The 20,489-nt window shown below is 69.1% G+C and carries 19 protein-coding genes and 1 tRNA gene; 11 read left to right on the top strand and 9 right to left on the bottom strand.

Features of this window, described 5'->3' with window-relative positions:
- Positions 1-4: 4 nt before the first annotated feature.
- Both K3888_RS09465 and glmU read right to left on the bottom strand, forming a co-directional pair.
- The gene (locus K3888_RS09465; protein ID WP_295649082.1) at positions 5-982 is read right to left on the bottom strand and encodes a ribose-phosphate diphosphokinase; all 978 of its coding nucleotides are present in this window, start codon (positions 980-982) and stop codon (positions 5-7) included.
- A complete protein-coding gene (glmU, locus tag K3888_RS09460; RefSeq protein ID WP_230930015.1) occupies positions 979-2,460 on the bottom strand; it encodes a bifunctional UDP-N-acetylglucosamine diphosphorylase/glucosamine-1-phosphate N-acetyltransferase GlmU in 1,482 nt (493 codons plus the stop codon). The genes K3888_RS09465 and glmU overlap by 4 nt, the downstream gene beginning before the upstream one ends.
- 126 nt (positions 2,461-2,586) lie before the next feature.
- Between glmU and K3888_RS09455 the strand changes: the two genes are divergently transcribed.
- Positions 2,587-3,879 (top strand): MFS transporter, encoded by a 1,293-nt coding sequence (locus K3888_RS09455; RefSeq protein WP_230930014.1) that lies wholly within the window; start codon positions 2,587-2,589, stop codon positions 3,877-3,879.
- A gap of 12 nt (positions 3,880-3,891) precedes the next feature.
- Here the strand turns inward: K3888_RS09455 and K3888_RS09450 are convergent, their stop codons facing one another.
- Positions 3,892-4,503, bottom strand: a complete 612-nt coding sequence (locus K3888_RS09450; protein ID WP_230930013.1) for a flavodoxin family protein — start codon at positions 4,501-4,503, stop codon at positions 3,892-3,894.
- A 28-nt stretch (positions 4,504-4,531) separates the two neighbouring features.
- On the bottom strand, positions 4,532-6,109 hold the full coding sequence (locus K3888_RS09445) for a TLP1 C-terminal extension domain-containing protein (RefSeq protein ID WP_230930012.1): 1,578 nt from the start codon (positions 6,107-6,109) through the stop codon (positions 4,532-4,534).
- A gap of 148 nt (positions 6,110-6,257) precedes the next feature.
- Between K3888_RS09445 and K3888_RS09440 the strand changes: the two genes are divergently transcribed.
- Positions 6,258-8,081, top strand: a complete 1,824-nt coding sequence (locus tag K3888_RS09440; RefSeq protein WP_230930011.1) for a thiamine pyrophosphate-requiring protein — start codon at positions 6,258-6,260, stop codon at positions 8,079-8,081.
- On the top strand, positions 8,078-8,299 hold the full coding sequence (locus K3888_RS09435; RefSeq protein WP_230930010.1) for a hypothetical protein: 222 nt from the start codon (positions 8,078-8,080) through the stop codon (positions 8,297-8,299). Before K3888_RS09440 ends, K3888_RS09435 begins: the two co-directional genes overlap by 4 nt.
- Before the next feature lie 49 nt (positions 8,300-8,348).
- Here K3888_RS09435 and K3888_RS09430 read toward each other — a convergent pair.
- Positions 8,349-8,420 (bottom strand) — tRNA-Gln (locus K3888_RS09430).
- Positions 8,421-8,632: 212 nt separating this feature from the next.
- Between K3888_RS09430 and K3888_RS09425 the strand changes: the two genes are divergently transcribed.
- Both K3888_RS09425 and K3888_RS09420 read left to right on the top strand, forming a co-directional pair.
- The gene (locus K3888_RS09425) at positions 8,633-9,304 is read left to right on the top strand and encodes a TetR/AcrR family transcriptional regulator (protein ID WP_230930009.1); all 672 of its coding nucleotides are present in this window, start codon (positions 8,633-8,635) and stop codon (positions 9,302-9,304) included.
- A gap of 24 nt (positions 9,305-9,328) precedes the next feature.
- Entirely contained in the window at positions 9,329-10,003 is a 675-nt protein-coding gene (locus K3888_RS09420; protein WP_230930008.1) for a hypothetical protein, read from the top strand.
- 24 nt (positions 10,004-10,027) lie between these two features.
- Here the strand turns inward: K3888_RS09420 and K3888_RS09415 are convergent, their stop codons facing one another.
- Positions 10,028-10,318, bottom strand: coding sequence for a DUF4287 domain-containing protein (locus K3888_RS09415; protein WP_230930007.1), 291 nt, complete (start codon positions 10,316-10,318; stop codon positions 10,028-10,030).
- Positions 10,319-10,546: 228 nt separating this feature from the next.
- On the opposite strand from K3888_RS09415, the gene K3888_RS09410 reads away from it, so the two are divergent.
- The gene (locus K3888_RS09410) at positions 10,547-10,726 is read left to right on the top strand and encodes a DUF6440 family protein (protein WP_230930006.1); all 180 of its coding nucleotides are present in this window, start codon (positions 10,547-10,549) and stop codon (positions 10,724-10,726) included.
- 25 nt (positions 10,727-10,751) lie between these two features.
- Here K3888_RS09410 and K3888_RS09405 read toward each other — a convergent pair whose 3' ends face one another.
- A complete protein-coding gene (locus tag K3888_RS09405) occupies positions 10,752-11,321 on the bottom strand; it encodes an HdeD family acid-resistance protein (RefSeq protein ID WP_230930005.1) in 570 nt (189 codons plus the stop codon).
- 195 nt (positions 11,322-11,516) lie between these two features.
- Complete coding sequence (locus tag K3888_RS09400; RefSeq protein ID WP_230930004.1) at positions 11,517-12,218, bottom strand: vitamin K epoxide reductase family protein; 702 nt, start codon at positions 12,216-12,218, stop codon at positions 11,517-11,519.
- Between the two features lie 91 nt (positions 12,219-12,309).
- Between K3888_RS09400 and mfd the strand changes: the two genes are divergently transcribed.
- From mfd to K3888_RS09375, 5 genes are all read left to right on the top strand, one after another.
- Positions 12,310-16,059, top strand: coding sequence for a transcription-repair coupling factor (gene mfd, locus K3888_RS09395; RefSeq protein ID WP_230930003.1), 3,750 nt, complete (start codon positions 12,310-12,312; stop codon positions 16,057-16,059).
- The gene (locus K3888_RS09390) at positions 16,056-16,868 is read left to right on the top strand and encodes a nucleoside triphosphate pyrophosphohydrolase (RefSeq protein WP_230930002.1); all 813 of its coding nucleotides are present in this window, start codon (positions 16,056-16,058) and stop codon (positions 16,866-16,868) included. Before mfd ends, K3888_RS09390 begins: the two co-directional genes overlap by 4 nt.
- 322 nt (positions 16,869-17,190) lie before the next feature.
- On the top strand, positions 17,191-18,939 hold the full coding sequence (locus K3888_RS09385) for a sodium:solute symporter family protein (RefSeq protein WP_230930001.1): 1,749 nt from the start codon (positions 17,191-17,193) through the stop codon (positions 18,937-18,939).
- 22 nt (positions 18,940-18,961) lie between these two features.
- Complete coding sequence (locus K3888_RS09380; RefSeq protein WP_230930000.1) at positions 18,962-19,093, top strand: putative transporter small subunit; 132 nt, start codon at positions 18,962-18,964, stop codon at positions 19,091-19,093.
- Between the two features lie 266 nt (positions 19,094-19,359).
- On the top strand, positions 19,360-19,785 hold the full coding sequence (locus tag K3888_RS09375) for a hypothetical protein (RefSeq protein ID WP_230929999.1): 426 nt from the start codon (positions 19,360-19,362) through the stop codon (positions 19,783-19,785).
- A 107-nt stretch (positions 19,786-19,892) separates the two neighbouring features.
- Here the strand turns inward: K3888_RS09375 and K3888_RS09370 are convergent, their stop codons facing one another.
- The gene (locus K3888_RS09370) at positions 19,893-20,489 is read right to left on the bottom strand and encodes a GNAT family N-acetyltransferase (RefSeq protein WP_230929998.1); all 597 of its coding nucleotides are present in this window, start codon (positions 20,487-20,489) and stop codon (positions 19,893-19,895) included.

Raw genomic sequence — 20,489 nt, 5'->3', positions numbered from 1 at the left:
CTACCTACGCGGAACCGTTGAACAGGCTGGTCACGGAGCCGTTCTCGAAGACCTCGTGGATGGTCCGGGCCAGCAGCGGCGCGATGGACAGCACGGTGAGGTTCTCGAAGCGCTTCTCCGGCGGGATCGGCAGCGTGTCCGTGGTGATGACCTCCTTGGCGCCGCACGACGCGAGTCGCTCGGCGGCCGGGTCGGAGAAGATGCCGTGGGTGGTGGCGATGATGACGTCCCCCGCGCCGGCGTCTTTGAGCACCTTGACGGCGCCGGCGATGGTGCCACCGGTATCGATCATGTCGTCCATGAGGACGCAGGTGCGGCCCTCGACGTCACCGACGACGCGGTTGGACTTGACCTGGTTGGGCACGTTGGGATCGCGGGTCTTGTGGACGAAGGCCAGCGGGGCGCCGTCGAGGGCGTCGGCCCACTTCTCGCCCACCTTGACGCGACCGGCGTCGGGGGAGACCACCACGATGTTGTCCGTGCCGTAGTGCTGGCGCACGTAGTCGGACAGCTGGCCCTGGGCGTGCATGTGGTCGACCGGGCCGTCGAAGAAGCCCTGGATCTGGTCGGTGTGCAGGTCGACCGTGATGATCCGGTCGGCACCCGCGGTCTTGAGCAGGTCGGCGATGAGCCGGGCCGAGATGGGCTCGCGGCCGCGGTGCTTCTTGTCCTGGCGGGCGTACGGGTAGAACGGCAGAACCGCCGTGATGCGCTTGGCGCTGCCGCGCTTGAGCGCGTCGATCATGATGAGCTGCTCCATGATCCACTTGTTCAGCGGAGCCGGGGCGCTCTGCATCACGAAGGCGTCGCAGCCTCGGACGGACTCCTCGAAACGGACGAAGATCTCGCCGTTCGCGAAGTCACGGGCGGTCTGGGGGGTGACCTCGACACCCAGTTCCGCGGCCACCTGATCGGAGAGTTCGGGGTGTGCGCGCCCCGCGAAAAACATCAGGTTCTTCTGGTTGTCGATCCACTCGCTCACTGCGTGCGCCCGTCCTTATGAGAGTCGTTCCGGGTTCGAAGGGCGGCCGCCGCCGAGCCGGAATCCGGCCGGTTCTCGATCACCCAGTCGTCGATGTTCCTCTGCCGTCCACCGGACACCGCGAGAGCTCCCGGCGGGACGTCGTCCTTGATCACGGTACCGGCGCCCGAGTAGGCGCCGTCGCCGACGGTAACCGGTGCCACGAACATGGTGTCCGATCCTGTGCGGCAATGATCGCCGATCACTGTACGGCTCTTGTTCACTCCGTCGTAATTGACGAAGACGCTCGAGGCCCCGATGTTGGTGTGCTGCCCGATCGTGGCGTCCCCGACGTACGTCAGGTGCGGCACCTTGGTGTGGGCGCCGACCCGCGACTTCTTGACCTCGACGAAGGTGCCGATCTTGCTGGACTCGCCGAGGTCGGCCTCGGGGCGCAGATAGGCGAACGGCCCGACCTCGGCGTCAGCCCCGATCGTGGCGCCGATCGCATGGGTGCGGATGACGGTCGCGCCCGCTCCGACGGTGGTGTCCTGCAGCGTGGTGTCGGGGCCGACGGTCGCGCCGTCACCGATCTCGGTCACCCCCGTCAGATGGGTGCCCGGCAGGATCGTCACGTCTCGACCGATCGTGACGTCCACATCGACCCACGTGCTCGCCGGATCCACGATCGTCGCACCGGACCGCATCGCGTCCTCGCACAGCCGACGGTTCATCTCTGCCGACAGCGCGGCCAACTGCACCCGGTCGTTGACGCCGGCCACCTGGTCGGCGTCCTCGAGGCGGTGGCCGCGGATGAGGCCGTTGGCGCGCCGGGCCAGCTGGATGACATCCGTGAGGTACAGCTCGCCCTGGGAGTTGTCAGTGCTCAACTGTCCGAGCTTGTCCCGCAGGACCTGCCCGTCGAACGCGTAGATGCCCGAGTTGACCTCGGTGATCGCCTTTTCGTCCTCCGTGGCGTCCTTGTGCTCGACGATGCGCAGCACCTCGCCGTCGTCGTTCCTCACGATGCGCCCGTACCCCGTGGGGTCGGGCGCCGTCGACGTGAGGACGGTGACCGCCGCCCGCGGGCGCATGTCGTGGCGCGTGACCACCTCGCGCAGCGTGTCCGCGTCCAGGAGCGGGATGTCGGACGTGGTGACCAGCACCGTTCCCTCGAACCCCTCCGGCAGGCCCGACATGCCCGCGGCCACCGCGTCACCCGTGCCGTTCTGCTCCACCTGCACCGCCGTCGACACCGGGGCCCCCAGGTCGGCGGCGATCTCGTGCACCGCGGCGGACACCGTCTCGCGCTGGTGGCCCACCACCACGACGATCGCGTCCGGCGAGATCCCGGCCGCCGCGTGCATGGCGTGGCCGAGCATCGTCCGACCACACACGCGGTGCAGCATCTTGGGGGTGTCGCTCTTCATCCGGGTGCCCGACCCTGCGGCCAGGATGATGACCGCGGTCTTCCCGCGATCGGTCTGGGGTGTCGTCATCAAGTCTCCTCGGGCATGGCGGTGCCCAGTGGTGCGGTCGACGGTTCGGCCCAGGGTACGGACCGCGGTCAAGGATAGAGGGTGGTCGCGGTACTCCGGCTGATCCCGCGGGGTAGCGTGCCCGGAGTGTCAGTGTTCAGACGGCAGCTCGCGGACACCCGGCCGCTGAGCGAGCCGGCCTTCCGCAGGTTGTGGCTCGCCAACATCGTGACGGTGATCGGCGCGCAGCTGTCGATCGTCGCGGTGCCGCAACAGGTCTTCCAGATCACCGGCAGCTCCGCCTACGTCGGATTGACGGGCGTGTTCGCGTTGGTGCCGCTCATCGTGTTCGGCCTGTGGGGTGGAGCCCTGGCCGACGCGTTCGACCGGCGCAGACTACTCATGATCACCACGCTCGGGCTGATCGTGACCGCGGTGCTGTTCTGGCTCCAGGCCGCGGCGGGCAACCAGAACGTGTGGCTGGTCATGGTGCTGCTGGCGGTCCAGCAGGCGTTCTTCGCCGTCAACCAGCCCACCCGTGCGGCGATCATCCCGCGGCTCATCCCGTCGGACCAGCTCGCGTCCGCCTCCGCGCTCAACATGACGGTCATGCAGTTCGGGGCGATCGTCGGCCCCGTCTCGGCGGGCATCCTCATCCCTGTGGTGGGGCTGGACACCCTGTATCTGCTCGACTCGATCGCCCTGCTGGCCACGCTGTGGGCGGTGTTCCGGTTGCCGCCCCAGCCCGTCGAGGGCGAGCGCCGGTCGGTCGGGTTGCGGTCGGTGTTCGACGGGTTCGTCTACCTGGCCACCCGCCGCATCCTGCTCGCCTCTTTCCTGGTCGACATCATCGCGATGGTCTTCGGCATGCCGCGTGCGCTGTTCCCGCAGATCGCCACCGAGTCGTTCGGCGACCCGGTCAGCGGCGGCACCGCGCTGGGCATGCTCTTTGCGGCGATGAGTGTGGGCGCCGTGCTGGGTGGCGTGTTCTCCGGCTGGATCCCGCGCGTGCGGCGCCAGGGCCTGGCGGTGCTGGTGTGCGTGGCGCTGTGGGGACTGGCGATGGTCGCGTTCGGCCTGTTCGTGGCGGCGGCCTCGCCGGGCGGGTCGGCGTGGTGGCTGTGGCTGGCGCTCATCGCGCTGGCGTTCGGCGGCGCCGTCGACATGATCTCGGCCGCCTTCCGCCAGGCGATCCTGCTGGACTCGGCCACCGACGAGATGCGCGGCCGCCTGCAGGGCGTGTTCATCGTGGTGGTGGCCGGCGGGCCCCGCATCGGCGACGTGACCCACGGCGTGGCCGCCGCGTCGGTGGGCACCGCGGTCGCCGCCTCGGGAGGTGGCGTGCTGGTGGTGATCGGTGTGGTGATCTGTGCTGTCGCGTTCCCGGCGTTCCTGCGCTACACCGTCCGCACTGCGGTGGAGCGGGGAAGCAGGGGCTGACCAGTCCCGACCTCAGCCCGCCGGGTACTGCGCGCCCCGCAGCAGCCGCGCCAGGTGCGCCGCGTTGGCCGCCGCCGTCGAGTTGGTCGAGGCCACTGCCGACGGCGTCTCGTCGAGATCCAGGTAGTCCACCGGGTTCATGGCCTCGCCGTTCCAGTAGGTGCAGCCCTGCGCCGGGATGGTGAACCCGATGTCGTTGAGGCCCTGGAACAGGTCGGCGACGATCTTGTGCGCGCCGTCCTCGTTCCCGACCACCGCCACCACGGCCACCTTGCCGAACATGGCTGGCCGGTCCTCGTCGTCGGTCGCGGACAGCTGCGCGTCCAGCCTCTCGAGAACGCGCTGCGCGATGCTCGAGGGGTTACCCAACCAGGTCGGCGTGGCCAGCACCAGTACGTCGGCGGCTCTGACCTTCTCGAGGATGGCGGGCCACTCGTCGCCGCCGCCCATGTCGTCCTCGACGCCCGGCCGTACGTCGTGGTCGACGACCCGCACGCTCTCGCCGGTCACTCCGTGGCCGGCGAGTTCGTCGAGCACCTGCCGCGCGATCAGTTCGCTACTGGACTCCGCGGGCGAGGCCTTGAGCGAGCAGACCAGTGCCAATGCCTTCAGATCCGTATCCATGTGCCGCACGCTAGGACCGTGGCCGTCCTCACACAACCGGTCGCGCCACGTTCCGTGGGCCGTCGGCCCGCACGACGACGTCCATGCCGATCAACTCCTCGCGAACGGAGAGTTCGGTCAGATCCTCGGACAGGAACGCCAGGAAACGCGACCCGTCCGCGTGCAGGGAGCCGATCATGATCCCGCGATCCGGCCCGCCCGATCCGTGGTGCACCGTGTACGACTCGATACGCGCGGGCCCCTCGGCATGCCGGGCGACCGACCGCCGGGACGCGGGGTCCGGCACCCGGGCGGCGGGACCCGATACCCGCGCGGCGGACCCGGTCAGAGCCCGGGCGCGCGCGGGATCGCCGCCGCACCACGGGCGCGGGTCGGGGGAGTAGACCCCGACCGAGTACTTGTCGAGGATCCCGCCGTTGGCGCCGACCAGCCCGTATCCGCCACCTGCCGCACGCAGTGCTGAGACGGTCTCGGCGATCGCGTGTGTGCTGTAGCCGTTGCCCGGCCCGCCGAAGAAGGGCAGACCGCCGGTCACGGTGAAGCGGCGTGGATCGTCGACCCGGAGCCCGAGCCCGTCGAGAACCGCGAACACCGGCGCGGCAAAGCAGCTGTAGAGGTCGAAGGTCGTCACGTCGTCGACGCCGATCCCCGCCATGTCGAGCGCCGTCGACACGGCGTCCACCGCGGCGGTCCCGCGGTCCAGCCTTGGCCGCTCGAGCAGCGGGAGGTCCGTGACGTCGGCGTGTCCGTACAGGTACACCCACCGCTCCCGCGGCACACCCGCCGCCCGCGCCGCGTCCTGGGACATGAGCAGGACCGCCGCTCCGAGGTTCACCTTCTCCCGCGCGATCGTCCGACGTGGGTAGGGAGACCACACCATGCGGTTGTCAGCGGTGACGGTGGCGAGATCCTCGGCGGTGAACGCCCGCCGCACGGCCGCGAGCGGATTTCCGGCGGCGACCTCGGTGAACGGCGCGAACAGCTCGCCGATCGCGCGGCGGTAGGCAGCCGGATCCATGCCGAGCGCGGCCCGACGGGCGGTATCGACCAGCGCATAGGCGGCCGGGGCGCTGAACAGTTCGTGGGTGAGCAGGTTGTCGTCGAGGTAGTAGTCCCACCCGGTGCCGCGGTCCTCGAGCGGGCCGCCGGTGTGATCGAAGAAGTCCGGCCGGCCGTCCCTGGTGGCGAAATGCGCCTCCGTCGACAGGGCCTCGCCGCCGGTGATCAGTACCGCGTCGCAGTCGCCGCGCGCGATCCGGCCGCTGAACTCGGTGACCAGATGCTGCGGGCTCTGCCCACCCACCATCTCCAGCACGGCGCGGGGCGGGTCGATCCCGATGCGCCGACCGACGGCGCGCGGGTAGTTCGACGCCCCGCCGAGAGGTGGCTCCACCGGCCCGGACAGCTCGAACGGGCGGACACCAGCGAGCACATCGATGGCGGCCGAGACCCTGCCCGGTGACCCCGCCGCATCCTCGATCGCCGCCCGCCCGGCCGCGGCCGCCAGGTCGACGGACGACCAACACCGATAACCGGCGGAGTCGAGCGGGTCCGACGCCTGCCCGACCCCGACGATCACCGGCGTGGTTCCCGGGGCTGGATTCATGGGCCACTCCTTATCGCATGTCCACCCGATCATCCCGCGAGCGCGCCCGGAGCGGTGGAGACATGATCGAAGGTTCCCTAACCTCGGGCCACGTCCGACCTGAACCGGCAGCGGCGTCCTCAGGTGCGCCGGTGGAAAGGGGATCACCATGTCCGAGGACACACAGTCCGCAGAGGGAAAGTCGGTGGCCGACGTCGTCGTCGAACGACTGACGGCCTGGGACGTCGAGAGGATCTACGGCTACGCGGGGGACGGCAACAACCCCCTGCTCGGCGCGCTGCGCCGATCCGGCGTCGGCCCGCGCTTCATGCGCGCCCGCCACGAGGAGGCGGCCGCGTTCATGGCGGTGGGCGACGCCAAGTACTCCGGCCAGGCGGGCGTGGTCTGCTCCACCCAGGGGCCGGGTGCCGCCCACCTGCTCAACGGCCTCTACGACGCCAAACTCGACAGCGTCCCCGTGGTAGCGCTGGTCGCGCAGCAGCACACGAGCGTGCTCGGCTCCGGATACCAGCAGGAGATCGACCTGGCCGCCGTGTTCGCGGACGTCGCCGGGCCGTACATGCAGACCGTGGCGTCGGCCGAGCAGGTGCCGATGGTCCTCGACCGTGCGTTCCGCGCCGCGCTGACCTACCGCACGCCCGTGGTGGTGGTCCTTCCCCACGACGTGCAGAACCTGCCGGCGCCGGAGCTCGGCGACGAGCTCGACCAGGAGCACGGCGTGGTGGTGACCGCGCCCGAGTGGACGCACGGCGTGGTGACCCCACGCGACGACGACGTGGCCCGCGCCGTAGAAGTCCTGGACGCGGGGGAGCGGATCGCGATCCTGGCCGGGCGCGGGGTGGCCGGGGCGCGCGACGAACTCATGGAGCTGGCCGAGCGCCTGGACGCGGGCGTGACGATGAGCCTGCTCGGCAAACCCTACGTCGACGAATCGTCGCCGCTGGTGGGCGGCACCATGGGGCATCTGGGGACGACGGCGAGTGCGCGGATCCTCCAGAACTGCGACACCCTGCTGATCGTCGGTTCGAACGATCCGTGGACCGAGTTCTATCCGCGCCCGGGTCAGGCGCGGGCGGTGCAGATCGATCTGGATCCGGCGAATCTGGCCAACCGTTATCCGGTCGAGGTGGGGATGGTCGGAGAGGCGGCGCATGCGCTGCGGGCGCTGACCGAACGGGTCGCGAGTCGGGATCGCTCCACCTGGCGTTCGGATGTCGTGACGTGGGTGGGGCAGTGGCGGGAGATCTCGCGCCAGCGCGCCGAGGTGGCAGCGCGAGGGTTGAACCCCGAACTGGTGGCGCGGCGGCTGGCCGAGTGCCTGCCGCACGATGCCCGCCTGTCGGTGGACGTGGGCAGCTCCGTCTATCACTACGCGCGGCAGATGGACCTGCCCACCTCGGTGCCCGCGCACCTGTCCAGCACGCTGGCGTCGATGGGTTGCGGGGTGCCCTACGCGCTGGCCGCCAAGGCCGGGGCTCCGGGCCGGCCCGTGGCGCTGCTGGCAGGTGACGGCGCCATGCAGATGCTGGGGATCAACGAGCTCATCACGGTGGCCGAGTCCTGGCCCGGGTGGGAGGACCCGGTGATGGTCGTGGTGGTGCTGAGTAACCGCGATCTGGCGGAGGTGAGCTGGGAGCAGCGCGAGTCCGAGGCCCAGCCCCGGTTCGCGCGGTCCCAGGAGGTGCCCGGTTTCGACATGGCCGGTTATGCCGAACTGCTCGGGCTGCGCGGGGTACGGGTGGAGATGGCCGAGGACCTGGCGCCGGCGCTGGAGGCGGCGTTCTCGGCGGACCGGCCCACGGTGATCGATGCCGTCACCGATCCGGATATCCCGCTTCTCCCGCCGTTCCCGCACGGACGCGAGATGCTGGAGAGCATGCGGACGGGCCTGCGGGCCGAGGGTGAGGCGGGGTCCCACGCGCTGGAACTGCTGGAGACCTACGCACGGATGGAAGAGGAGCGGTTCATATGAGCGCACCGAACACGCCCGGTGGAAACGGCGGCCGCGAACCGGACTTCCGCCCCGGACCGGATCCGAACTTCCGTCAGGACGAGCACGCCGGCTTCGGGCCCGACGCGGAGGTCGAACGGACCCCGCGCCGCGGCCGGCAGCCCGTGCTGGCGGTCCTGGCGATCATCGGCATCGTGCTGCTGGTGCTCGCGGTGGGGATCTTCGGCGGGATCTTCTGACGGCTCGGCGGCGTCGGCGGTTGGGAAAGGCGCGGCCACTAAGTTTGTGCTCCCCCGCCAGGACTCGAACCTGAAATGCCTGAACCAAAATCAGGAGTGTTGCCGATTACACCACGGGGGAACGGCCCGCGAGCGGGCCAGCACCAGTCTGGCATACGAGCACGGCCCCACCGCCGCGTGCCTGTTTGCGGGGTGGGTGGCCAGGCTCACACGGGGTAGTCCGGCCACCGATCGGTCGGCCACGCCCGATGCTCCGACTAGGCTTTTCCGTGTCGAGGGAGGCCACACCACATGACAGGTCAGTCGGAAATGACGCCGGCGCCGCGTACCAGGATGTCAGCGGCAAAGCGCCGCCAGCAGTTGGTCGAGGTGGGCCGCCGGATCTTCGCCGAGTACGGCTACGACGCGGCCACCGTGGAGGAGATCGCGTCGGTCGCGGGCGTGTCCAAGCCGGTCGTCTACGAGCACTTCGGCGGTAAGGAGGGCCTGTACGCGGTGGTGTGCGACCGCGAGCTGGCCTATCTGGGTGCCGAGATCACCGAGGCGTTGGAGGGCGAGGGGTCGCGCCGCCGCATCGAGCGCGCCGCGATGGCACTGCTGCGCTACGTGGAGGAGCGCACCGACGGGTTCCGGATCCTGGTGCGTGATTCGTCGCTGAACAACGGCGGCTCGTACTCGACGCTGCTAAACGACGCCACGGCCAGTGTCACCTACATCCTCGAGGAGGAGTTCGTGGCCCGCGGGTTCGATCCGATCACTACGAACGTCTATGCCCAGGCCCTGGTCGGCATGGTGTCCGGCACCGCGCAATGGTGGCTTGATGAGCGCACTCCGTCCAAGGAGGAGGTGGCCGCGCATATCGTCAATCTCTGCTACAACGGCCTGACTCATCTGGACCCCGCGCCGTCGCTCGAGTCCGGGGTCATGGAGAAGTACTCGGGCCACAGTCATCCGGCCGGCGACTCGGCCGGGCGCGATCTGCGCCCGGGGCCGGCCCAGCCCTGAGCGCCCTGGAAGGGATGCGGGCCCATGAGCGGACGCGAGGTTCAAGGCGACTCCGCCACCTTCTGTGAGGCACCGGCGGACTACGTGGTCGAGACGTACTTCGTCCTCCGGATGGTCATCGCCGGCGGCGCGATCGCCCTCCCGGTCGCGCTTCTCGCCTGGGTGGCTCTCGACCCCGACCTGGCCATGAGGGATTCGATCAGCGCCTTCTACTACACGCCGGCGAGCGGGCTTGTCGTGGGAACGCTGGTGGCGATCGGTGTGGCGCTGGTGGCGTACCGCGGATATACGCGCGGTGAGAACCGGCTGCTCAATGCCGCAGGCACTCTCGCTATTGTCGTGGCCCTGTTTCCGACCGTGGATCCGGCGCTACCGGGGCTGAGTCCGGTGAGCGTCATCCACGCGGTGGCCGCAGTGGCGTTTTTCGTCCTGGCAGCACTGTCGATCGTCTTCTACGGGTCCGAGACCATCAGCTCTCTTCCCGATCCCGGTGTGCAGCAGAGGTACCGCGTGACCTACCGGACGTTGGTGGTCCTGCTTCTCGTGCTTCCGGCTGCCGCACTGCTCATGGCGTGGTTGTGGGAGTCCACCGCCGCGTTGTTCGTCGTCGAATCGGCGACGCTCTTCGCGTTTGCCACTTTCTGGCTTGTCAAGACCTACGAGCTGTCCCGATCCCACACCCGGATGCGGATCGTGTGACGGTCGCGCAGCGTGGTCACCCGGTCAGCGATCCGGGTTGGTGGCCGCGCCGTCGAGCCAGAGCGTGGCGGAGGCGTCCGCGTGCGAGCCACCGGTGCCGACGTGCTTATCGCTGATCTCGGGTCCCTTGGTGATCACGTGGACCAGGGCCATGCCGTGGCCGCGCCCGAGGTCGAAGTCCTCCTTGAGCCAGGCCAGGATCGGTCCGGCCTTCGTTCCTGGACCGAAGCCCTTCTCCGACGCCTTGTCCACGAGCTCGCGCGGCGTGAGCCCGGTCTTCTTCTCGATGGTGTCGAGGTACGCCTGGAAGGACATGCGATTCCGTGAGTGGTGACTGGACCGGCGGTGTGCCGTCGATTATCACGCAGTTCCGGGACGACCGACCTCGGTTGGTCGTCACTACTGCGATCTTGGTCGTCACCACTGCGGCGGACACGCGGTGTCACCGCAGTGGTGACGACAAAGTCGGCAGTGAATCGCGAGCCCGGACCTCGTCGTCGTCAAAACTCCTTCGTACGACTCGACGGATGACACGATCGACCCATGACCAAGAACGAGAAGCGGTTTGAGAAGGTCCACTCGGAGAAGATGAGCTTCATGGACACCGTCGAGATCTTCCGCGATGTCCAGACCGGCGTCTGCTACATGTGGCGCTCCGGCGGAAACTCGGGGGGCCTGACCGCGTTGCTGGGCCCGGACGGCCGCCCGGTGATCCAGCACTGACAAGGACGCCCGCAGTAGACGGAACTCAGACCTCGTCGGCCACCGGGGCGCTCGGAAGCTTGGCGGCGTCGCTGCGCAGGCGGAGCGAGACCGCGATCATGATCAGACCGACGATCACGCCGAACCAGCCGGCGAACGGCAGGAAGTTCTCGATGGTCGACGGGCCGAACAGTGCCAGGCCGAGTCCCACCACGGCGATCACAACGCCGACCGCGCCCATGATCCACGCGTTGGCGACGACCGTCCGGAGGGTGGACGCGCCGTAGGCCAGCAGCGCACCGGAGGCGATCAGCCAGATCGCGAAGAGCAGGACCAGCGCGGTCACGGTGATGGACGGCCAGAACAGCACCACGAGGCCGAGCACGATGAAGAGTGCGCCGCCCCCGATGAACAGGTTCGAGGAGCCACTGTGCCCGCGCAGCCCCAGGCCCGTGGTGATGGTCATGGCGCCGTCGGCGATCGCGAACGCCGCCACGAGGAACACGGCGAGCGTGAGGCTCGAGCCGGGGGCGACCAGCGCGGTGATGCCGAGGACGAGCGCCAGGACACCGCGGATCAGCTGGACCCACCAGTTACGGGTGAGGGACGTGATCATTGCTTCCACCTCTCTGTCAGCGGGCTCTCAGCCCGTACGCCTAGTGATCATGCCCGCAATTCGGATCTACGGCAGTCCACTGTGAGGCATTGGACTCTAGTAGGTATCCGCCGGTGTCCGCGGGTGTCGGCAGCGCGCGCCGGTGCCTGCGGGTGGCCGCCGACGCCGGCGGGAGCGCAGGGCGAGGCCGCCGGCTCAGAGGTTGGCGAAGAAGTCCGCCCAGTAGAAGTCCCAGAATGCCCACAGGATGATCCCGGCGACGGACAGATACCAGATCACGACGGGCACGAGGTGCCAGCTCTGCAGCGCCCGGACCCAGCCGGCGCGGGTGAGTTTGCCCAGCACGTGCAGCAGCGTGTACCAGAACATGGGGATGGTGGTGGCCCACACGACCATGCACCACGGGCACAGCACCTGGATCTCGAAGATCGACTGGAACGCCAGCCAGTGCACGAACCCGGCGGCGAACGTCAGGCCGAGCAGCGCGCCCACCCAGTACCAGCGCGGGAACCGCACGCCGGACGCGGCGGCCACACCGATCGCGATCACGATGCCGTAGCCGATCAGCCCGATGAACGGGTTGGGGAACCCGAACGCCGCGCCCTGCTCGGAGTTGATGACGCTCTTGCAGCTCATCAGGATGGAGAAGTTGCAGGCCGGTGTGTAGTCCGGGTTCTCCAGCAGCCGGATCTTGTCGAGACTCAGCTGGAACGACGCGAGCAGCGCGAGGGCGGAGCCGATGGCCAGCAGCACGCCGATCCACCGGTCGGTGAACAGTCGCGAGCCCACGTCGCCCCGGTCGACCGGCGCCTCGTCGGTGGCGATCGGGGCGATGGTCACCGGGCCGGCCGGCTCGTCGGCGGGGTCGACGTGCTCGGCGTCTGTGGTCTCGCGCATAGGCACAGGGTACCGGCGCGCCGCCGCCTCTAGACTGAGAGATCGTGCGTCGGTCTCGGCGCACCGTTTCTCACCCGGAGGCAGAACACGCGTGACCACCACCGCCACCGCCACGAACATCCCCGCCGCGGGCGCTCCCGCAGCCCTCGCCGGTCTGGCGGGTGCTGTTCTCGCGAACCCGGCGCTGGCCGACCTGCGTGACGGGCTGGACCGGGACGCGGCGGTGGTGCGCTCGCCGGAGTCGCTGCGGCCGTTCCTGGTGACGGCGTTGGCGCAGGAGGCGCCGCTGCTGGTGGTCACCGCCACCGAGCGCGAGTGTGAGGAGCTGGCCGACGAGCTGGCGGGGATTTATGACGACGACGAGGTGGCCCAGTTCCCGAGCTGGGAGACCCTGCCCCATGAACGTCTCTCGCCCGCGGCTGACACGATCGGTCGCCGCCTGAGGGTGCTCAGCGCCGTGATGTCCGGTCACGCGCCGCGGGTCGTGGTGGCGGCGGCGCGATCGGTGGTGCAGCCCATCTCGCCGGGGGCGGCCCGCCGGAAGCCGGTCCGGTTGGTCACGGGGGCGGAGCTCGATCCGACGGACCTGCTGACGGAGCTGACGGAGTTCGCGTATGTGCGCGAGGACATGGTGGCCAGTCGCGGGGATGTGGCGGTGCGCGGCGGCATCGTGGACGTGTTCCCCACGACGGCGGATCATCCGCTGCGCATCGAGTTCGAGGGCGACACGATCGCCGAGATCCGCGAGTTCTCGGTGGCCGACCAACGCTCGCTGCCGGAGGGCGAGAAGGAATCGGCCACGCTCTACCCGTGCCGCGAGCTGCTGCTGGACGAGGGCGTGCGCGCCCGGGCCCGCGAGCTGGCCACCGAGCACGACGCCAATCCGACGCTGGTCGAGCTGCTCGATTCGCTGGCCGAGGGCATCCCGCGCGACGGTATGGAGGCGCTGACCTCGGTGCTGGTGCCGGGCGAGATGGCCACGCTGCCGATGCTCATGGCCGAGGGCACCCGGGTCGTGGTGTGCGACCCGGACAAGGTCCGCCGTCGCGCAGGTGACCTGGCGGCCGCCGGCCGGGAGTTCCTCGAGGCCTCGTGGACCGCGGCCACCATGGGGGGCGACGCCCCCGTGGACAGCGAGACGCTGGATCTGTCCGGCTCCGGGTACCGCACGTTCTCGGCGATCCGCGAGGAGGCGCAGGAGGCGGGCGTGCCGTGGTGGCAGCTCGTGCCGAGCGGCTTCCTCACCGAGGCGGAGGACGGCCTGACCATCACCGTCGAGGCGGGCGACCCGCCCTCACCGCGTGGCAAGGACTCCGAGATGGAGGCCATGTTCACCCGGCTGCGCGCGCTCGTCGGCAGCGGGGGCCGGGCGGCGGTCGTGGTCCCGGGCCACGGCACCGTCGCCCGCGTCAAGGAGCGCCTGGCCGAGGCGGAGGTTCCGGCCACCGCGGTCGAGGCCGGCGCTGAGCCAGCCGCCGGGTTGGTGACGATCTACGAGGCGGTCCTGCACGCCGGCTTCGCGCTCATCGGCGGTGAGGGTGCCGCGGGCGGTGACGGTCTCGTCGTCGTCTCCGAGACGGACCTCACCGGCAACCGGCTCGGCGCCACCGCACGTCCCAAGGCGCGACACTCCAAGCGCCGCAACCAGGTCGATCCTCTCGCGCTCAAGGCCGGGGACCTGGTGGTCCACGACCAGCACGGCATCGGCCGGTTCGTGGAGATGGTCGAGCGGCAGGTGCGCGGCGGTGACGGCTCGTCGCGGCGCGAGTACCTGGTGATCGAGTACGCGCCCGGCAAACGCGGCGCCGCCGGGGACCGTCTGTACGTGCCCATGGAGTCGCTCGGCCAGCTCAGCCGCTATGTCGGCGGTGAGGCGCCGACGCTGTCCAAGATGGGGGGCGCGGACTGGCAGAACACCAAGCGCAAGGCCCGCAAGGCCGTCCGTGAGATCGCCACCGAGCTCGTCCAGCTCTACGCCAAGCGGCAGTCCGCGCCCGGGCGCGCGTTCGGGCCGGACACCCCGTGGCAGCGGGAGATGGAGGACGCGTTCCCGTTCACCGAGACCATCGATCAGCTCAGTGCGATCGAGGAGGTCAAGGGGGATATGCAGAAGCCCGCGCCGATGGATCGCGTGGTGGTGGGCGATGTGGGCTACGGCAAGACCGAGGTCGCGGTGCGGGCGGCGTTCAAGGCTGTGCAGGACGGCACCCAGGTGGCGGTGCTGGTGCCCACCACGCTGCTCGCGCAGCAGCACCTGGCCACGTTCACCGAGCGGATGACCGGCTTCCCCGTGACCATTCGTGGCCTGAGCCGCTTCACCTCGGACGCCGAGGCCAAGGAGGTCCTCGCCGGGCTCGCCGACGGGACGGTCGACGTGGTGATCGGAACGCACCGTCTGCTCGCGACGGGTGTGCGCTGGAAGAACCTCGGCCTGGTGATCGTGGACGAGGAGCAGCGCTTCGGCGTGGAGCACAAGGAGCACATCACCTCCCTGCGCACCCACGTGGACGTGCTGACCATGTCCGCCACCCCGATCCCGCGCACGCTGGAGATGTCGCTGGCCGGGATCCGTGAGATGAGCCAGATCCTCACCCCGCCCGAGGAGCGGCTGCCCGTGCTGACGTACGTGGGCGCCTACTCGGACAAGCACGTCGCCGCTGCGATCCGCCGTGAGCTCCTGCGCGAGGGGCAGGTGTTCTACGTGCACAACCGCGTGCGGACCATCGACTCCACGGCCGCCCGGATCCGGGACCTCGTGCCCGAGGCGCGCGTGGTGGTGGCGCACGGGCAGATGGGGGAGGAGCAGCTCGAGCAGACGGTCGGCGGCTTCTGGAACCGCGAGTACGACGTGCTGGTGTGTACGACCATCGTCGAGACCGGGCTGGACATCTCCAACGCCAACACCCTGATCGTGGACCGCTCCGACCAGCTGGGGTTGTCGCAGATGCACCAGCTGCGCGGGCGCGTGGGCCGGTCGCGCGAGCGCGGCTACGCCTACTTCCTCTACGACCCGGAGAAGACCCTCACCGAGACCGCCTACGACCGGCTGGCCACGATCGCCCAGAACAACGATCTCGGCGCCGGCATGGCCGTGGCCATGAAGGACCTCGAGCTGCGCGGGGCCGGCAACGTGCTGGGCGCCGAGCAGTCCGGGCACATCGCGGGCGTCGGCTTCGACCTCTACATCCGTCTGGTCGGCGAGGCGGTGGAGGCGTACCGCGCGATCGCGGACGGCGAGAAGGTCGAGGTGGAGGAGGAGCTCGGCGAGATCCGCATCGAGTTGCCCGTCGACGCGTTCATCCCGCCCGAGTACGTGGACGGCGACCGGCTCCGGCTCGAGGCGTACCGCAAGCTCTCGCAGGCGCGTGAGCCGGGCGACATCGACGCGGTGGTCGAGGAGCTCGTCGACCGGTACGGCCCGCTGCCCGTCGAGGCGCGGCGCGTGGTGTCCGTGGCGCGGCTGCGGCTCGTGGCGCAGAAGTACCGGGTCCGCGAGATCGTGATCGCCGGTTCCCGGCTGCGTGTCGGCCCGCTCGACCTGCTCGATTCCCAGCAGATGCGGCTCAAGCGCATGTATCCGGCCGCGCAGTACCGGGCCACGCAGAAGACCGTGCTCCTGCCGCTGCCCAAGGCGGCGGGCGCGCGCGCGGGTGCGGGGGGCGAGAAGGCGCGCGACGACGAGATGCTGCAATACGCCGCCGACTTCCTGACCGCCATGGCCGGCGACCCGGAGGGCTCCAACCCGGTCGTCCAGCCGGAGACCGCGCCGATGGCGACGTCGGCCGGGGCGTCGGGGCCCGGGGCGACGTCGGCCAGGGCGTCGGGGCCCGGGGCGCGATGAGCCACGAGCCCGCCGACCATCGAGAAGAGAGTTTCGCGCAGAATCACTCGGCCGATGTGGTCGAAACTCTCTTCTCGACGGCGGGGGATCGCAACGAGGAGCACGACCGGCTGGCCGAGGCGGTGGCCCTCATGACCCGGATCCGTCGCGAGGGGGAGTGGGAGTCGTCCCAGACGCATGCCTCGCTGCTGCCGTACCTCATCGAGGAGTCCTGGGAGCTGGTCGACGCGGTGGCCGACGGCGATCGCGACGAGCTGGTCTCCGAGCTCGGCGACCTGCTGCTGCAGGTGCTGTTCCACGCCGCGATCGGAGCGGAGCGGGCCGAGGGCGCGTTCGACGTTCAGGACGTGGCCGGAACACTGCTCGACAAGCTTCGTCGTCGGGCGCCCTACTGGTTCACCGACGCGGACGGTGACAGTACGTACCAGTCGGACAGCCTCGACTCCGCCGAACAGGACCGGTTGTGGCAGGAGGCCAAACAGGCGGAGAAGCGCGCCTCCGAGCGCGCCGGCCACCCGCCCCGCTCGGTGGTGGACGGCATCTCGTGGGATCAGCCCGCGCTCGCCCTGGGGCAGAAGGTGCTGGGCCGCGTCCGCTCGGCCGGCCTCCCCGACGATCTGATCCCCGAGGCGATGGGGGTCGTCCGCGTGGACCCGGTGGGCGTCTTCCACGAATCGGGCTCCGCCGAGGTCTCCTACCGGCAGGTCGTCCGCGCCTTCGCCGACACCGTTCGTGCCGCCGAGGCCGCGCTCCGCGTGCCTGCCGCCCAGGCCACCCCGGCCGACTGGCGCGCCGCCTGGCCCGCCTGACGAGCCCTGCCTGGCGCAGTCGCTTGAAGCGCTCGCGTGAAGCGCGGACCACGTGCCTGACCTGCCATTGCACACATGCCTGCCCGCGGGAGGCGCGTTGTGGAATCGGCCAAGACGGTCGAGGCGCCGGCGGAGTCGCCCCACCAGCGAATCCGGAAAAAAAGTCTGTGCGCTGCAGTCCAGATGTCGCGAGCGGCGCGGGGCCGGGAAGCCGCGTTTGTAGATTCCGACAAAGCGGTCTGACCAGTACGGTTCTCAGTTTGTCCCCAGGTTTCACTATGCTCTGAGCGTTCGTATAACAAATTAAGAGGGAAAGGGGCAGATGGGTTTGCTCAGCACAACTGCATTGAGCGCTACGGCTGTCGTTCTTCTCCTGCTGTTGTTCTATGGCGGGACGATGTTCATGTCGATGCGGATCGCGCGTCGAGACGAGAACGCGGACAGCTACATGACTGCTGGTCACAAGATCGGGTTCGGTATCTCGGCGGCGTCGATGACCGCTACCTGGATCTGGGCGTCATCCATGTACGCCTCGGTCAACTCGGGCTACCTCTACGGGGTGTCCGGTCCGATTCATTACGGGCTCTGGGGTGCCCTGATGATCCTGTTCATCTACCCCTTCGGTCGGCGGATCCGGAAGGTCGCGCCGCAGGCACACACGCTCGCAGAGGTCATGTTCGCCCGCCACGGCCGGTCCTCCCAGCTCATGCTGGCCGGATCCAACATCCTCGGTTCCGTCATCTCGTTGACGTCGAACTTCATCGCCGGCGGCGCACTGATCGCGATGCTCAGTCCGTTCAGCTTCATCCAGGGCGTCATCGTGATCGCCGGCGGTGTGCTGCTGTACACGCTGTGGTCGGGTTTCCGCGCCTCGGTGCTGACGGACTTCGCGCAGGTGCTGGCGATGCTGGGTGCGGTAATCATCATCGTGCCGTCGATCTTCTTCTTCCTGGGCGGAGTCGAGTTGTTCTCCTCCGGCGCCCAGAACCTGACGCCGCAGCAGCAGTCGTTCTTCTCCTCTGACGCGTTCCTCAACCAGGGCGCCCCGTACATCGCCGCCGTCCTGGCGTACGCGATCGGTAACCAGACCATCGCGCAGCGACTGTTCGCGGTGCGCGAGGATCTCATCAAGCCGACGTTCATCACGGCGACGATCGGCTACGGCGCGACGATCATCGGCATCGGCATGGTCGGTGTGCTGGCACTGTACGCGGGCATCTCGCCGTCGGACGGCGACCCGAACAACCTGTTGCCGCAGGTGGCGGCCGAGTATCTGCCGGGCGTGCTGGTCGCGGTGTTCTTCATCATGATCATCGGTTCGCTCTCGTCGACCGCGGACTCGGATCTGGCGGCCATGTCGTCGATCGCGATGACGGACGTCTACGGCCAGAGCATGCGCAGCCGGGGCCGGATCCCGAACCCGCGCACGATGCTCACGATCGGCCGCATCACGATGATCCTCGCGACGGTCGCCGCGCTGGTGTTCGCCAACATCCGGTTCAACATCCTGGACCTGTTGGTCTTCGTCGGTGCGCTCTGGGGCGCGTTGGTGTTCCCGGTGATCGCGAGCTTCTACTGGAAGAAGGTCACCAACTCGGCGTTCACGGTGTCCGTGCTGGTGGCGCTGGCGGTCTTCCTGCCCACGCGCTTCGGGCTCATCCCGGACACGGGTGTGGCGCCGTGGATCATCGAGGCGCTGGCCGTCGTCGGTGTCGGCGTGGTGTTGGGCCTGATGGTGTTCGGTTTCTTCGGCACACGCGCCGCGCTCATCATCGGCGGAATCGCCGCGGTGGTCAGTGCGCCGTTCGTGTTCGGCTTCCTGCGCGACTACGACACGCTGACGGCGTCGCTCGTGGCGTACGCGGTGAGCACGATCGTCTGTTTCGCGATGTCAGTGCGGAGCTCGATGGACTTCGACTTCGCCAAGATCGCCCGTCGCACCGCCGACTACGACACCGAGGAGGTGGCCGAGGCCCTCGAAGAGGAGGCCGAGGAGCACTCAGAGGCGGTGTCGGCCGGGCGCGATGCGCGCCGGTCGGATGATGACGACGACGACAAAATCCACGTCTAAAGGAAAGGAAGGCGGACTACTCATGTCACCGATTCTGCTGACGATCTATGTACTCATCTGGCCCGTGATCGTGGCCGGCACGCTCGCCGTGATCGTGCGGGGCTTCGCGAAGGAGGCGCTCGAGGCGAAGGAAGAGGGCGTGCCGATCATCTAGGACGGACACCGGCGTCTCGCTGCTGACAGGCGGACGGGCGGGTCTCCGGCAGGGGCCGGGCTGCGCGACCACGGGGTTGCGCAGCCCGGCCCTTGTTCTCCGACGCCTGGGGCTCCGGTTCTCTTCGTATTGTCGGCACAGTTGCGAAATGTGTTTGCACCAGCGCGGCTAACGGGCGGTCCCGTCGCAGTGGTGTCGACAAACTTTGGACGGCCGGCCCGATCGCGTTCAGGAAGCGGGTCCTGAGGCTACATTGAGGATTAATCGTGGTTTATCTCGCCAAGGAGTTTTCTGTGAAGCCGCTGCCTCGAATGTTGCTGCTGAGCCCGTTAGTCGCCGGTATGGCACTGGCTCTGAGTCCCGCCGCTGCTGCTCAGCCGGTTTCCGGGTCGGTAATTGAACCGGTCGTGGTTCCGCGTCCTTTCGACATACCCATCTGGCAGCTTCCGGCATTGCCCTACCCGTTCGAGTGGCAGTTCCATCTTCCGCAGATGCCGCCCCCGCCGTCGTATCCGGCGCCGGCTCTCAACCCGAAGCCGGGCGATGTCTGTGCAAACTCGAGGATTGGCGAGTTGTCGCCTAACAAACTGCGTTGCACCTTTATGGGCACGCCTAACCCGGCCCGCTGGGTGGAGGTCGCTCCCGGAGCGCTTAATCCCGACGGGACTCTAAAGCCGGGGGCAGGCGGCTAATTTTGTAGGCACAGTTGCGAAATATGTTTGCACCAGCGCGGCCAATGGGCGGCCCCGTCGCAGTGGTGTCGACAAACTTCGGCCGGCCGGTCAGCCCGGGCCCCGTGTCAGTCCGGGCGGCGGATCATGACCGTCGACGCCTGACCGGGCAGGGTGGGCACCCGGCCGACGGCCTCGAAACCGAAGCGCTCGTAGAGGCGGCGGCTGCCCGGGGAGGTCGCCTCGAGCGCCGCCAGTGTCGTCGCGGAGGCGTCTATCTCAGCGAGCCGGTGCGTCAGCAGGGCCGAGCCGACTCCTTTGCCGCGGGCCTGCGGGCCGGCGGCGATGTCGTGCAGATACCAGTGCGGCTCGAGCGGCCGGTACACCTCCACCGCGAGGGTGTGGGCGAGTCCGCGGGCACCCGGCAGCCGGCTCACGATGCGCTGAACCACCCGCCATGCCGAGCGCAGGAGGGCAGTGGGACGCGATTCGGACCGGGGCGCCTCCCAGAGCAGGGCGCCGACGACCTGATTCCCGTCCACGGCCACGTCGGCGAGCTCGGGGTGGCGGCGCACCCGGTGACGATAGTGCGCCTCGAGTTTCTTCGGCCGGGTGGCGGGGTCGGAGTAGGACATCGCCCACGCGGGGTCGTCGCGGAACGCCTCGGAGAGGAGCTTCGCGACGGTCTGCGCGTCGGCCGAGGTCGCGGGGCGGATGGTCACCAT

This window comes from Dietzia aurantiaca (assembly GCF_021033825.1).
In the GTDB taxonomy this organism is placed as follows: domain Bacteria; phylum Actinomycetota; class Actinomycetes; order Mycobacteriales; family Mycobacteriaceae; genus Dietzia; species Dietzia aurantiaca.
The sequence above is the reverse complement of the archived record's forward strand: the minus strand, read 5'-3'. Positions and strand labels throughout refer to the sequence as shown.

Bases quoted from the DNA above. Each gene is read 5' to 3' on its own strand.
- K3888_RS09420 (WP_230930008.1), top strand. From the start codon at position 9,329: ATGAGCGGACGCGAGGTTCAAGGCGACTCCGCCACCTTCTGTGAGGCA.
- K3888_RS09410 (WP_230930006.1), top strand. From the start codon at position 10,547: ATGACCAAGAACGAGAAGCGGTTTGAGAAGGTCCACTCGGAGAAGATG.
- glmU (WP_230930015.1), bottom strand. From the start codon at position 2,460: ATGACGACACCCCAGACCGATCGCGGGAAGACCGCGGTCATCATCCTG.
- K3888_RS09380 (WP_230930000.1), top strand. From the start codon at position 18,962: ATGTCACCGATTCTGCTGACGATCTATGTACTCATCTGGCCCGTGATC.
- K3888_RS09400 (WP_230930004.1), bottom strand. From the start codon at position 12,218: ATGCGCGAGACCACAGACGCCGAGCACGTCGACCCCGCCGACGAGCCG.
- K3888_RS09415 (WP_230930007.1), bottom strand. From the start codon at position 10,318: ATGTCCTTCCAGGCGTACCTCGACACCATCGAGAAGAAGACCGGGCTC.
- K3888_RS09390 (WP_230930002.1), top strand. From the start codon at position 16,056: ATGAGCCACGAGCCCGCCGACCATCGAGAAGAGAGTTTCGCGCAGAAT.
- K3888_RS09425 (WP_230930009.1), top strand. From the start codon at position 8,633: ATGTCAGCGGCAAAGCGCCGCCAGCAGTTGGTCGAGGTGGGCCGCCGG.
- K3888_RS09385 (WP_230930001.1), top strand. From the start codon at position 17,191: ATGGGTTTGCTCAGCACAACTGCATTGAGCGCTACGGCTGTCGTTCTT.
- K3888_RS09445 (WP_230930012.1), bottom strand. From the start codon at position 6,109: ATGAATCCAGCCCCGGGAACCACGCCGGTGATCGTCGGGGTCGGGCAG.
- K3888_RS09435 (WP_230930010.1), top strand. From the start codon at position 8,078: ATGAGCGCACCGAACACGCCCGGTGGAAACGGCGGCCGCGAACCGGAC.
- K3888_RS09440 (WP_230930011.1), top strand. From the start codon at position 6,258: ATGTCCGAGGACACACAGTCCGCAGAGGGAAAGTCGGTGGCCGACGTC.
- K3888_RS09405 (WP_230930005.1), bottom strand. From the start codon at position 11,321: ATGATCACGTCCCTCACCCGTAACTGGTGGGTCCAGCTGATCCGCGGT.
- K3888_RS09450 (WP_230930013.1), bottom strand. From the start codon at position 4,503: ATGGATACGGATCTGAAGGCATTGGCACTGGTCTGCTCGCTCAAGGCC.
- K3888_RS09370 (WP_230929998.1), bottom strand. From the start codon at position 20,489: ATGGTGACCATCCGCCCCGCGACCTCGGCCGACGCGCAGACCGTCGCG.